Origin of the sequence: Arthrobacter sp. Soil764, from assembly GCF_001428075.1 — a bacterium.
Taxonomy (GTDB): Bacteria; Actinomycetota; Actinomycetes; order Actinomycetales; family Micrococcaceae; genus Arthrobacter.
The window spans coordinates 55,954-69,316 of the sequence record NZ_LMSI01000022.1; the positions used below are offsets into that span (position 1 = coordinate 55,954).

Annotated in this window: 9 protein-coding genes and 1 riboswitch; of the genes, 8 read left to right on the forward strand and 1 reads right to left on the reverse strand. The window is 66.2% G+C overall.

The features are described 5' to 3' along the window. Positions 1–384: 384 nt before the first annotated feature. The 4 genes from ileS to ndk are packed head-to-tail and all read left to right on the forward strand — an operon-like array spanning position 385 to position 6,004. Complete coding sequence (gene ileS / locus ASG86_RS15570) at positions 385–3,705, forward strand: isoleucine--tRNA ligase (protein WP_056336248.1); 3,321 nt, start codon at positions 385–387, stop codon at positions 3,703–3,705. A 3-nt stretch (positions 3,706–3,708) separates the two neighbouring features. Next, positions 3,709–5,067: a bifunctional folylpolyglutamate synthase/dihydrofolate synthase gene (locus ASG86_RS15575; RefSeq protein ID WP_056336250.1), complete on the forward strand. Its 1,359-nt coding sequence runs from the start codon at positions 3,709–3,711 to the stop codon at positions 5,065–5,067. Between the two features lie 2 nt (positions 5,068–5,069). Beyond that, positions 5,070–5,534: a DUF4233 domain-containing protein gene (locus ASG86_RS15580; protein ID WP_056336835.1), complete on the forward strand. Its 465-nt coding sequence runs from the start codon at positions 5,070–5,072 to the stop codon at positions 5,532–5,534. Positions 5,535–5,584: 50 nt separating this feature from the next. Next, positions 5,585–6,004 carry a nucleoside-diphosphate kinase gene (gene ndk, locus ASG86_RS15585; protein WP_056336253.1) on the forward strand — a complete coding sequence of 140 codons (420 nt, stop codon included), beginning with the start codon at positions 5,585–5,587 and terminating at the stop codon, positions 6,002–6,004. A 72-nt stretch (positions 6,005–6,076) separates the two neighbouring features. Here the strand turns inward: ndk and ASG86_RS15590 are convergent, their stop codons facing one another. After that, entirely contained in the window at positions 6,077–6,745 is a 669-nt protein-coding gene (locus ASG86_RS15590; protein WP_056336256.1) for a vitamin K epoxide reductase family protein, read from the reverse strand. A 438-nt stretch (positions 6,746–7,183) separates the two neighbouring features. On the opposite strand from ASG86_RS15590, the gene ASG86_RS15595 reads away from it, so the two are divergent. The 4 genes from ASG86_RS15595 to rpmA all read left to right on the forward strand — a co-directional run bounded on the left by ASG86_RS15595 (position 7,184) and on the right by rpmA (position 13,274). After that, the gene (locus ASG86_RS15595; RefSeq protein ID WP_056336257.1) at positions 7,184–10,600 is read left to right on the forward strand and encodes an Rne/Rng family ribonuclease; all 3,417 of its coding nucleotides are present in this window, start codon (positions 7,184–7,186) and stop codon (positions 10,598–10,600) included. Between the two features lie 151 nt (positions 10,601–10,751). Further along, a riboswitch (TPP riboswitch) is annotated at positions 10,752–10,849 on the forward strand. Between the two features lie 7 nt (positions 10,850–10,856). Further along, positions 10,857–12,377: a bifunctional hydroxymethylpyrimidine kinase/phosphomethylpyrimidine kinase gene (gene thiD, locus ASG86_RS15600; protein ID WP_056336261.1), complete on the forward strand. Its 1,521-nt coding sequence runs from the start codon at positions 10,857–10,859 to the stop codon at positions 12,375–12,377. Between the two features lie 263 nt (positions 12,378–12,640). After that, positions 12,641–12,949 (forward strand): 50S ribosomal protein L21, encoded by a 309-nt coding sequence (gene rplU, locus ASG86_RS15605; RefSeq protein WP_056336264.1) that lies wholly within the window; start codon positions 12,641–12,643, stop codon positions 12,947–12,949. 61 nt (positions 12,950–13,010) lie between these two features. Continuing rightward, positions 13,011–13,274 carry a 50S ribosomal protein L27 gene (gene rpmA, locus ASG86_RS15610; RefSeq protein WP_009372867.1) on the forward strand — a complete coding sequence of 88 codons (264 nt, stop codon included), beginning with the start codon at positions 13,011–13,013 and terminating at the stop codon, positions 13,272–13,274. Positions 13,275–13,363 lie beyond the last annotated feature (89 nt).

The window sequence follows — 13,363 nt, forward strand, 5'->3', positions numbered from 1 at the left end:
TAGGCAATGCGGCCCCGCGGCGTCAGCCCGGGACTGGCCCGGTCCGCTGAAAGCGCCCACATCCCTGGAATGGCACTGGACCCTGCGGCGATAGTAGACTCTGGAGTGGCTATGACCCGGCAATCACCGGTGAGCTTCCGGAAGAACGCGCGGCCGCGCCTTGCAGGGCGGTGGGCGTCAGTAGAACCGGACGGGTAAGCCCGTCACAGCAGTAATGAGAGGCCGGAGCCAGCGGCCGTTCCCCAGGGAACACGCAGCGCCGGTAAGTGAGGTGGTACCGCGGTCAAGTGCAGTCTTCGGACGGCACGGCAGCCGTCCTCGCATCCTGAACGGAACGTCCGGCCCTGCCGGGAGTTCACCCACGCTCAACCCAGGATGTCGAAAATGACGTTTTACCCCAAGGCCTCAGCCTCCAGCACCTCTTCCAACGGCAGCAGCGCCGGTGTTACCGCCTCCGTGAAGTTTCCGGAGATCGAAGAGCGCATCCTGAAGTACTGGGACCAGGACGGCACCTTCCAGGCCAGCATCGACCAGCGCAGCGCCGACGTCCCCGGCGGTGAGCCCGGCAGCAACGAATTCGTGTTCTACGACGGACCTCCCTTCGCCAACGGCCTGCCGCACTACGGCCACCTGCTCACCGGTTACGCCAAGGACCTGGTGGGCCGCTACCAGACGCAGCGCGGCAAGCGGGTGGAACGCCGCTTTGGCTGGGACACCCACGGCCTGCCTGCCGAGCTGGAGGCCATGAAGCAGCTGGGCATGACGGACAAGACCCAGATCGAGGCCATGGGCATCGACAAGTTCAACGACGCCTGCCGCGCCTCGGTGATGAAGTACGCGGATGAGTGGCGCAGCTACGTCACCAGGCAGGCCCGCTGGGTGGACTTCGACAACGACTACAAGACACTGAACGTCGAGTACATGGAGTCGGTCCTCTGGGCATTCAAGCAGCTGCACGACAAGGGCCTGACGTACAACGGCTACCGGGTGCTGCCGTACTGCTGGAAGGACGAGACGCCGCTGTCCAACCATGAGCTGCGCATGGACGACGACGTCTACAAGAACCGCCAGGACCAGACCGTCACCGTCACGTTCCCTATCCTTGCCGGGGACTCGGAACTGTCCAAGGAGCTTGCCGGCGTGCAGGCGCTGGCCTGGACCACCACCCCCTGGACGCTGCCCACCAACGCCGCGCTCGCCGTCGGGCCTTCCATCACCTATGCCGTGCTGCCGGCCGGCCCCAACGGCATCAAGGCCGCCTCTGCGGACGCCCCGGTCACGGGCAGTTTCCTGCTCGCGGCGGACCTCCTGGGTGCCTATGCGAAGGACCTCGGATACGGGAGCTTCGAAGACGCGGAAGCCGCGGTGGTGTCCACCCACACCGGCGCCGAACTGGAAGGGCTTGAGTACCAGCGGCTCTGGGACGACTTTGCCGACAACGAAAAATACGGCATGGAGAACGCCTGGCGCTTCGTGGTGGCCGACTACGTCACCACCACCGATGGCACCGGCATCGTGCACCAGGCGCCGGCCTACGGCGAAGACGACCAGAAAGTCTGCGAGGAGGCAGGCATCCCTGTGGTGCTCTCCGTGGACGAAGGCGCCAAGTTCCTGCCATTGTTCAAGCACGGCGACCTCCACGACATCGTGGGCCTGCAGGTCTTCGAGGCCAACAAGCCCATCACCCAGGTGCTGCGCGCCCAGGGTCGGCTGGTCCGGCAGGCCAGCTACGAGCACAGCTACCCGCACTGCTGGCGCTGCCGCAACCCGCTGATCTACCGTGCGGTGTCCTCCTGGTACGTGGAGGTCACCAAGTTCAAGGACCGGATGTCCGAACTGAACCAGGAGATCAACTGGATCCCCGGCAACGTCAAGGACGGCCAGTTCGGCAAATGGCTGGAGAACGCGCGCGACTGGTCCATCAGCCGCAACCGTTTCTGGGGCAGCCCCATCCCGGTGTGGCAGTCAACCGATCCCGAATACCCCCGCACCGACGTTTACGGCTCCCTGGCCGAGATCGAGGCGGACTTCGGGCGGCTCCCGCTGAACAAGGACGGCGAAGTGGACCTCCACCGGCCCTTCATCGACGAACTGACCAGGCCCAACCCGGATGATCCGCGCACGCCCGAAGAGGGCCAGTCCGTCATGCGCCGCGTGGAAGATGTCCTGGACGTGTGGTTCGACTCCGGCTCCATGCCCTACGGCCAGGTGCACTACCCGTTCGAAAACGAGGCCTGGTTCAACACCCACAACCCCGCGGACTTCATCGTGGAGTACATCGGCCAGACCCGCGGCTGGTTCTACATGCTGCACATCCTGTCCACCGCGCTGTTTGACCGGCCCGCCTTCCGCAACGTCATCAGCCACGGCATCGTGCTGGGCTCCGACGGCCAGAAGATGTCCAAGAGCCTGCGCAACTACCCGGACGTCTCAGAGGTCCTGGACCGCGACGGTTCCGACGCCATGCGCTGGTTCCTCATGTCCAGCCCCATCCTCAGGGGCGGCAACCTGATCGTCACCGAGCAGGGCATCCGCGACGGCGTCCGCCAGGTCATCCTGCCGCTCTGGAACGTGTACAGCTTCTTCACCCTGTACACGAACGCCGCGAACGGTGGCGCCGGCTACGACGCCAAGCTCCGCTACGAGGGCTACCGGGACACCCTTGACCAGTACCTGCTGGCCAACACCGGTGACCTGGTCCGCACCATGACGGCGCAGCTGGACACCTATGATATTTCCGGCGCCTGCGACTCCCTGCGCAGCTACCTGGACATGCTCACCAACTGGTACGTCCGCCGCAGCCGCCAGCGGTTCTTTGACGAGGACCAGGACGCCTTCGACGCGCTGTTCACCGCGCTGGAGACCGTGACCCGGGCGGCGGCATCGCTGCTGCCGCTGGTCTCCGAGGAAATCTGGCGCGGCCTGACCGGCGGCCGGTCCGTGCACCTTGCCGACTGGCCGGACGCGGACCTCTTCCCCGCGAACCCGTCCCTGGTGGAAGCCATGGACCGGGTCCAGCAGATCTGCTCCACCGGTTCCTCGCTCCGCAAGGCAGCCAACCTGCGGGTCCGGCTGCCGCTGCAGGAACTGACAGTCGTGGCACCCGGCGCGGACGCCCTGCAGGGGTTTGCCGCCGTCGTCGCCGATGAACTGAACCTCCGTTCCGTCCGCCTGCTGGACGCCGCCACCGCTTCACCGGAGGAGTTCGGGATCCAGCAGAAGCTGGTGGTCAACGCCCGCGCTGCCGGGCCGCGCCTGGGCAAGAACGTCCAGGTTGCCATCAAGGGGGCCAAGTCAGGGGACTGGTCCGTAAACGACGACGGCGTGGTCACCTCCGGGGGGCTCCAGCTGGAGCCCCAGGAGTACACGCTGGAGACAGTGGTGGCCGAGTCCGAGGGGGCCTCGGCAGCTGTCGCCGTGCTGCCCGGCGGCGGGTTCGTCGTCCTGAACACGGAAGTCACCCCCGAACTTGAGGCCGAAGGGCTGGCCCGCGACATGGTCCGGGCCATCCAGCAGGCCCGCAAGGATGCCGGGCTCAACGTCAGCGACCGGATCCGTACCACGGTCACCGCACCGCAGAACGTCGTGGATGCCCTGCTGGCCAACGCCGAACTGGTCAAGGGCGAGACCCTCACCGTGGACCTCACGGCAGAACCGGGCACAATGTCTGAACCCGCCGTCGCGGTTGAAAAAGTGGAGGCCTAGGACATGACTGACGAATTTTCCGTGGAGAGCGTCTACGCCGAACTGCTGGGACGGGCGCCGGAAAACAAGATGGAGCCCCGTCTGGCTCCGCTGTTCCGGGCAATGGACGTGCTGGGTGAGCCCAACAAGGCGTTCCCGATCATCCACGTGACCGGAACCAACGGCAAGACGTCCACGTCCCGGATGATCGAATCGGTGCTCCGCGCCCACGGCCTGAGCACCGGACGCTACACCAGCCCGCACCTGTCCAAGGTCACCGAGCGGATCAGCATTGACGGCCATCCGGTATCCGACGAGACATTCGTCAGGATCTGGGACGAGATCAGGCCCTATCTGCAGATCGTGGACTCCGAGCTCGAAGCCGAGGGGCAGCCGCGCCTGACCTACTTCGAGTGCCTCACCATCCTGGGCTTCGCCATCTTCGCCGACCAGCCAGTCAACGTGGCCATCATCGAGGTGGGCCTGGGCGGGATCACCGACGCCACCAATGTGGGTGATGGGCAGGTATCAGTCGTCACGCCGATCTCGCTGGACCACACCGAGCTCCTGGGGGACACCACCGAGGACATCGCCCACGAAAAGGCAGGCATCATCAAGCCCGGCGGCTACCTCATCAGCGCTGCCCAGCCCCTCGATGCAGCCCAGGTGCTGCTGGAGAAGGCGAAAGAGGTGGGCGTTCCGTTCCGCTTCGAGGGCGTGGAGTTCGGCGTCGAGTCGCGGACAGTGGCTGTTGGCGGGCAGATGGTGACCATCCAGGGCATCGCCGGCCGCTATCCGGACCTCCTGGTGCCGCTGCACGGTGCACACCAGGCGCAAAACGCTGCCGTGGCGGTGGCCGCTTTGGAGGCATTCTTCGGCGGTGAAAAGGAGCTCGACCTCGAAGTGCTGCAGGAAGGCTTCGCGGAGGTAACGTCGCCCGGCCGCCTGGAGGTGGTCCGGACCGCGCCCACCATCATCGTGGACGCCGCCCACAACCCCGACGGCATCAAGGCCTCCGCCGCCGCACTGCAGGAAGCGTTCACGTTCACCAGGCTGGTTCCGGTGGTTGGCGTCCTCAAGGAGAAGGATGCCGAGGAGATCCTGCGCGAAATCAGGGAATCGCTCGGGGACATGGCGGTGGAGTACTGCTTCACCCAGTCCAACTCTCCGCGGGCGGTTCCGGCTGCGGAGCTCGCCGAACTGGCGATCGACCTGGGATTCGGTGAGGACAACGTTCACGTCGCCGAAAAGCTGGATGATGCGCTCGAATGGGCCGTGGAACGCGCCGAAGCCAATGACGACCTTTCCGGCGGCGTCCTGGTCACGGGTTCCATCACCCTGGTGGCAGAGGCGCGGATCCTGCTCGGAAAAACGGAGGCGTGACCGTGGCCAGACTGACCAAAGCCCAGCGCGAGTGGCGCCCCGGGATGCCAAAGAAGCGCCGGTCCACCAAGGTGATGTTCGCCTCCACCGTGCTGCTCCTGGAAGCGTTCGTCATGTTCTTTGCCACCCTGGTGGTGTTTGGCCTGCGCCGCGGAGAGTTCCCGCCGGCCCTGATCCTGGGCGTGGGCATCGCCCTCAGCGTGGTCATGATCTTCGCCTGCGCGGTCCTCAACAAGCCCTGGGGGATCGGCCTGGGATGGATCCTGCAACTGGTCCTGATCCTCACCGGCATCTTCGAGCCCGCCATGTTCCTGGTGGGGGCGCTCTTCGCGGTGGCCTGGTGGTACGGAATCCGGACCGGCATCCGCCTGGACCGGGAGGCCGCGCAGCGCGCCCGCGAACAGGCAGAATGGGAAGCCGCCCATCCGGACGGGGCCGCTGGTCCCGCCCAGCCGCAGTCCCCGTAGCCTGTCCCTTTAGACTTATCCCGAAACCCCACCAACGCATTGGAGCAGTTGTGACTATTGAGCGCACCCTCGTCCTGATCAAGCCCGACGGCGTCGCCCGTAACCTGACCGGCGCCATCCTGGCCCGGATCGAAGCCAAAGGCTACAGCCTTGTTGAACTGAAGAAGGTTGACGCCACCCGCGAACTGCTGGAGCAGCACTACGAGGAGCACGTGGGCAAGCCGTTCTACGAGCCGCTGGTGGAGTTTATGCTGAGCGGAACCGTAGTGGCGGCCATCTTCGAAGGCCACCGCGTCATTGAGGGCTTCCGGTCTCTGGCCGGTACCACGGACCCCACGACGGCGGCCCCGGGCACCATCCGCGGCGACTTCGGCCGGGACTGGGGCCTGAAGGTCCAGCAGAACCTGGTGCACGGCTCCGATTCGACCGACTCCGCCGAGCGCGAGATCAAGATCTGGTTCCAGGGCTGAGCCCACCGAAATGACAGATAAGGCCAATGTTCTTCGCGAACATTGGCCTTATCTGTCATGTGGCGGTGTGGGCTAGAAGCCGGAGGTTCCCGCAAAGACCTGGATGAACGCGAAGAAGATGGTGGCCACGACGGCAACGTACAGCAGTGCCGTGATGATCCAGCCGGAATCACCCAGCACCCGGGCGGCCCCCGCGGGCATGGGAATCACTCCGGCAGTGATGTTCCTGATGGTGGTCCACACGAAGAGCGGAATCATGGCCGCCCAGACGATCATGCAGAACGGGCACAGGATGTGGATGGAATACAGCGCCTGCGACCACAGCCAAACGACGAACGCGAAGCCGAGCGTGACGCCCACCTGCAGCCCCACCCAGTACCAGCGGGCGAAGGCGGCGCCTGACAGCAAGGCCATGCCCACCGTGATGGTGATGGCGAAGGCCACGATGCCAATAAACATGTTGGGGAAACCGAACAGGGAACTCTGCCACGTCTGCATGACCTGGCCACAGGAGATCCAGGGGTTCACGTCGCACACTGTGGTGTGGTTGGGGTCCTTGAGCACCTCGAGCTTTTCCAGGACCAGGGTTCCGGAGGCCAGCCAGCCCACGATTCCGGTAATGACCAGGAGCCAACCGAACGGCCGGTTCCGGGCCATCCGCGGAACGCCTGCGGCAGCAGTGGTCTGCGGATTCGTGGCCCTTTCCTGCTCATGGGCGCTGACGGGGGAGATGCTGGGCATGGGTGTTGCGTCCTTTTCGTCCGGTGCTCCTGTGCCTGATTGTAACGCCGCAGGCTGGAGCCACTACACAGCAACGGGATCAGCATCCCCTGCTTCCGCGGCGATCCGGCCCGGATGTGAGAGAATGAACGTGGCTGGAAGCCGATCCACATTCGGACTCCGGTCCGGTGGTATGTTCCCAAGACCGCCAATGATGGGCAGGGCAGGCTTCGGATTCTTCCGGCACTCCCGCCACTCCATTGGGCGGCACCTGGTTGTGGCACGCAGAACAACGGGTTTTCAGAACATCCGCCGGCTCCCACGGGCTGCCGCACCCCACTGACGGTGCGAACCTGGGAGTATCCACTTGACTTCTGTCAACGCCTGCGGGTTTTGACAATATGTGCCCCAATGGGTGCCGGATGTGGCGGTACGTCAGGGGCAGGAGTGTTGCCACATATGGACAATGATCAGGAACTGGCCGTTAACGAAGATGCAGCGGCTGCCGGGGCTGCCGCTCCCAAGAGGGCTGTACGCACCCGCCGCAAAGCGGCTCCCAAGACCGACGATGCGGTGACGGATGCAGTGGCCACGGCCCCGGAGGCCGCTGTCCCCGAAGCAAGCGGCGACGCGCCGGTGGAGGAAGCGGCCAAGGCGCCGGCGCGGCGCACACGCGCCCGCAGGAAAGCGGACGCAGCAGAACCCCTGCCAGCCTTTGCTGAGGAACCAGAAGCGGTGTCCGCCGATGCTGCGGCCCCCGACACTGTTGCAGTGGAACCGGCCGCAACCGCTGAAAGCCCTGCCGCAGCCCTGGCCACTACCGCCACGGCAGAGGCCGAAACCAGGCCCGTTCGCCGCCGTCGGGTAGCCACCCGCAAGGCTGCGTCCCCCGCCGCCGCGACTGCAGCGGAATCCGGAGCAGCGGACTCCGCGGGTGCAGAATCAGCGGCTCCGGAAGCCGCAGCCCAGGTCGCCGCCCCGGAACAGGGTGCGGTACAGGAAGACGTTGCAGCGCAGGAGCAGGTCGCCGGGCAGGAAGCCGTTGCCGCCGCCAAGCAGACCCAGGAGCCCAGCGCGGCCCCGGACATTGCGGCCCCGGAAGCTGCCGGCACCCACGAGCCTGCCCAGGAAACCCCGGCCGGGGACAAGGGCGAGGCCGCACCTGCCGCGGCTGCCAGCCCCTTTGGTTCCCTCTTCCTGGAACCTGCATCCCCCACGTCCGTGCTCTTCCAGGCACCGGACCTCAGCACCGTGGTCCGTCCCGCAGCCCCCGCCGTCGAGGAGCCTGAAGAGGAAGAAACCGAAGACGGCGACGATGCCTCCGGCCGCCGCCGGCGCCGCAGCCGGGGCCGCAGGGGCCGCAGCCGCATCGGCGACGGTACGGACCAGGACAGCGAGGGCGGCAGCGCCGAAGCTGACGCCGAGGACGAGGCGGACGAGGACAACGCCACGCAGCCGGAGGACGGTGTGACGTCCCGCCGCCGTCGGCGCCGCCGCCGCGGGGACCAGGACCTTGAACTCACCGGCGGCGGGGATGACGATCCGCCCAACACGGTCACGAGGGTCCGTGCGCCCCGTGCCGTCACTGAAGCACCGGTCAGCAACCGCGTCACCAGCGTGAAGGGCTCCACCCGTTTGGAGGCCAAGAAGCAGCGCCGCCGCGAATCCCGCGACACGGGCCGCCGCCGCACGGTGATCACCGAGGCCGAGTTCCTGGCCCGCCGCGAATCCGTTGACCGGCAAATGATCGTCCGCCAGCGCGACGACAGGATCCAGATCGCCGTCCTCGAAGACGGCGTCCTGGCCGAACACTTCGTGTCCAAGACACAACAGGACTCACTCATCGGCAACGTGTACCTGGGCAAGGTCCAGAACGTGCTGCCGTCCATGGAGGCGGCGTTCGTTGACATCGGACGCGGCCGCAACGCCGTGCTGTACGCCGGTGAAGTGAACTGGGAAGCGGTCAACCTTGAGGGCAAGCAGCGCCGGATCGAGAATGCGCTGAAGTCCGGCGACACCGTCCTGGTCCAGGTGACCAAGGATCCCGTGGGCCACAAGGGCGCCCGGCTCACCAGCCAGATCTCCCTTCCGGGCCGCTACCTGGTGTACGTGCCCGGCGGCTCGATGACCGGCATCTCCCGCAAGCTGCCCGACGTCGAACGCAACCGCCTCAAGCGGATCCTCAAGGACCGCCTGCCCGAGCACGCGGGCGTTATTGTCCGCACCGCCGCGGAAGGCGCATCGGAGGAAGAGTTGACGCACGACATCAACCGGCTCCGCGCCCAGTGGGAAGGCATTGAAAGCCAGTCCGCATCCACCAAGATCCTGGCGCCCGAGCTGCTCTACGGCGAACCCGACCTGACCATTAAGGTGGTCCGCGACGTCTTCAACGAGGACTTTTCCAAGCTCATCGTGTCCGGTGAGGAAGCCTGGGACACCATCGAGGCCTACGTCACCTACGTGGCGCCGGACCTGGTGGGACGCCTGGAGAAGTGGACCAAGGACCAGGACATCTTCTCCGCCTGGCGCATCGACGAGCAGATCCACAAGGCCCTTGAGCGCAAGGTCTTCCTGCCCTCCGGCGGCTCCCTGGTGATCGACCGCACCGAGGCCATGACGGTGGTTGACGTCAACACCGGCAAGTTCACCGGCAGCGGCGGCAACCTTGAGGAAACCGTCACCAAGAACAACCTGGAAGCTGCCGAGGAAGTGGTCCGGCAGCTGCGGCTGCGTGACATCGGCGGCATCATCGTGATCGACTTCATCGACATGGTGCTCGAATCCAACCGTGACCTGGTCCTGCGCCGCCTGGTGGAGTGCCTGGGCCGCGACCGGACCAAGCACCAGGTTGCCGAGGTCACGTCGCTGGGCCTGGTCCAGATGACCCGCAAGCGGATGGGTACGGGCCTGCTGGAAGTCTTCGGCGAGCAGTGCGAGGCCTGCGCGGGCCGCGGGGTAGTTACCCATGACGATCCCGTGGAGCACCGGCGTGCCAACATCGTGGCGGCCGAGCACCACGTCCAGCGCACGGACAACCGCCCCGAAGCCCGCGGGGAAGCCCACCGCACCGAGACGCAGCGGCCCGACGCCGGCCAGCCCGGAGTCCGTCCCGAGCGGAAACGGCGGCGCGGACGCGGCGGCCAGCAGCCCGAGGCTGTGCCGGCGCCTGCAGTGCACGTCCACACCGTCCTGCCGGACGCTGCGGATGCTGAGCGGCACGCCAAGGCAGAGGCCACCCGGCTTGCCCTGGCGAATATTGCGGCTGCGGCCCACGCCGCGCACCTGCATGACGATGAGGTGGCAGCAACCCGGCAGGCACCGCAGGCTGAGCCTGCGCCGGCTCCCGCAGAGGAGAAGCACGACGCCGATGCCCCGGCACGTCCTGCAGCTGTCCTGACCTTCGGCGGCGAGGAAGTCCCGCTTCCGTTCGTGGAGCACGCCGAGGAGCAGCATCCCAAGCCCGCCCTCACCCTGGACCGGCTGGCGGAAGCGTTCGCCCACCTGGGCCAGCCGGCTTCGCCCATGGTGGATGCGCCGGCCAAAGCCGCAGAGGACGTAAAGGCAGCCGAACCGGCAGCGCCCCAGCAGGCAGGGGGAGCGGCAACCCGCGCCACCGTGGAAGCGCCGGCGGACAAGGACTACTCCGACCACACCCTGGAGCAGTCCCGGCAACGCAGGCCGCGGCGCCACCGCGCTGCCAGCCGTGCCCAGGGCGCAGCCAACGAGACAGCTGTCCAGCACCACGAGAACGTCCAGTCGACGGGGGCGGGGCATTCACACGCAGCCAAGGCCCCCGACACCGCCAAGGCTGAAGCCGCCAAGCCGGCAGATGAACCCATCATCCTCGGCGTCGGAGTCCCTGCCTCGGAGCTCTAAGCCAAGACAGGACCAACGTGTCACCAAGGAAGTCCCCGCCATGTGGTCCATTCCCCCCGAAATTCGCGGGGGAGTGGACCACAAGGCGGGGACGTCCTGCATGAACAGGTGCTGTCACCTTTCCGCCGCGTAGGCCCCAGCAGCTACGCTGGACAGCGACACGGGGTGCCGCGCATAAGGCCGGCTGAGATCCAGACCCGTTGAACCTGTCCGGCTAGTACCGGCGAAGGGATGTCTCTTGTCTTCGACCCTTTCCATGCCCCTGCCAACCGCGTCCCGCGTTCCTTTCGGGCTTCCCGCGGGCCGTGACGTCCCGCGGGTCCTCTCCATCGCCGGTTCCGATCCGTCCGGGGGAGCCGGAATCCAGGCGGACCTCAAAAGCATTGCCGCGCATGGCGGATACGGCATGGCAGCGATTACTGCCCTCACCGCCCAGAACACCCGCGGCGTGCAGTCCGTCCACGTCCCTCCCGCCGCGTTCCTGGCCCAGCAGCTGGATGCAGTCAGTGATGACATCAGTATCGACGCCGTCAAGATCGGCATGCTGGGCGACGAATCGGTGATCCGCGCCGTCCGCGAGTGGCTCGGAAAAGTCCGGCCCGCCGTCGTTGTCCTTGACCCGGTGATGGTGGCCACCAGCGGGGACCGGCTGCTGCAGGAGTCCGCCGAAGCCGCGCTCCGGGAGCTCCTCCCGCTTGCCCACCTCCTCACCCCCAACCTGCCCGAGCTCGCGCTGCTGCTTGGCACGGAGCCGGCCCAAATCTGGGATGCCGCCCTGGACCAGGGCAGGCGCCTGGCCGATGCCACCGGAGCCACCGTGCTGGTCAAGGGTGGCCACCTGGCAGGCCTGGACTGCCCGGACGCGCTGGTGAACACCGCGGGCCTTCTCGGCCAGGAGGTGGTGGAAGTGCGGGGGAAGCGGATTTCAACGCGCAACAGCCACGGCACGGGATGTTCCCTGTCCTCCGCCATGGCAACCGTCCAGGCCCGCCTGGGTGACTGGGAGGCGTCGCTGCGGACCGTTAAGCCCTGGCTGGCCGGCGCGCTCGAGAACTCCGGCCAGCTGGAGGTGGGGCAGGGGAACGGACCCGTGCACCACTTCCACCACGTGCCGCCGGTCCTGGCGGAAGGCATCTTCGCGGCCCGGCTGTGGGCCGAAGCCCGGCAGGACCTCGACGACATCTATGCGCTGGACTTCATCGGCGGACTGGCCTCGGGCGATCTTTCCGAGAAGGACTTTGCCTATTACCTGGCGCAGGATGCCCTCTACCTGAACGGCTATTCCCGCGTGCTGGCACGGGCCAGTGCCCTGGCCCCCTCGGAGGCCGAGCAGCTGTTCTGGGCACGGTCCGCGCAGCAGTGCCTTGAGGTGGAAACGGAACTTCACCGCTCGTGGCTCAGCACCCGCCCGGCCCCGGACGGGCTGGGCCCCGTCACCAGGTCTTATGTGGACCACCTCACCGCAGCGTCGGCGTCGGGCAGCTACGCGGTCCTCGCCGCCGCCGTCCTGCCCTGCTTCTGGCTCTACGCAGAGGTTGGTGCCACACTGCACGCCCGGTTCCTTGCCTCCGGGGAACCGGCCGGGCATGCTTACGCGGACTGGCTCCGCACCTATGCAGATGAAGGCTTTGCCGAAGCCACGCGCCAGGCCATTGCCATCGTGGATGCGGCCGGACGGCGGGCTTCCGACCATGAGAAGGCCGCGATGGTGACGGCGTTCAAGCAGTCCTGCCGGCTCGAGGTGGACTTCTTCGACGCACCGCGCCTGCACTCCTGAACCCGGGCCGGCGGGTGTGCCGGTACTATGGTGGGGCATGGTGCGGACGCCGGACCTGAGCTGTGGTACCTATCACAGCAACCCGCCGGGAACCAGCCTCATTTGCGGCCGAAGACAAAATTAGCGTAATCTAGATCTTCGGTGCTTACGCCAACACTTGGGTTATGACCCCACGGCGTTGAGGCACAGCGAGAAACCAGGCTTTTGATAGTCGGTTCCGCACGCAAATTTAGTTATAAACGTCGAGAGAAGTGAGTTCCCAAGTGGTGTACGCGATTGTCCGCGCAGGCGGCCGCCAAGAGAAGGTTTCCGTTGGAGACTTCGTTACCCTGAACCGCGTCGCCGGTGGAGCCGGCAGCACCATTGAGCTGCCCGCACTGCTCCTGGTTGATGGTGACAAGGTCACCTCCGCCGCCGCCGACCTGGCCAAGGTAACTGTTACGGCTGAAATCCTCCAGGACCTGCGTGGTCCTAAGATTGTCATCCAGAAGTTCAAGAACAAGACCGGCTACAAGAAGCGCCAGGGTCACCGCCAGGAACTGACCAAGGTCAAGATCACCGGCATCAGCTAACCTCTGGTTAGTGTTCAGGCATTTCAACAGATTCCCCAGAATTTAGAGGCAGGCATTTCAGATGGCACATAAAAAGGGCGCGAGCTCCACTCGCAACGGTCGCGATTCCAACGCTCAGTACCTCGGCGTCAAGCGCTTCGGCGGCCAGGTTGTCTCCGCAGGCGAGATCATCGTCCGCCAGCGTGGCACCCACTTCCACCCGGGCGCCGGCGTTGGCCGTGGCGGGGACGACACCCTGTTCGCACTGACCCCGGGCGCCGTTGAATTCGGTACCCGCCGCGGTCGTCGCGTGGTCAACATCGTTGCTGCTGCAGCTGCAGAGTAACAACAAGTTCTGAAGCGGTGGAGCGGGCCTGAGGGTCCGCTCCACTGTTCTTTTAACCGCATTACAATCGATGTGGCGCCCCGCGGTGC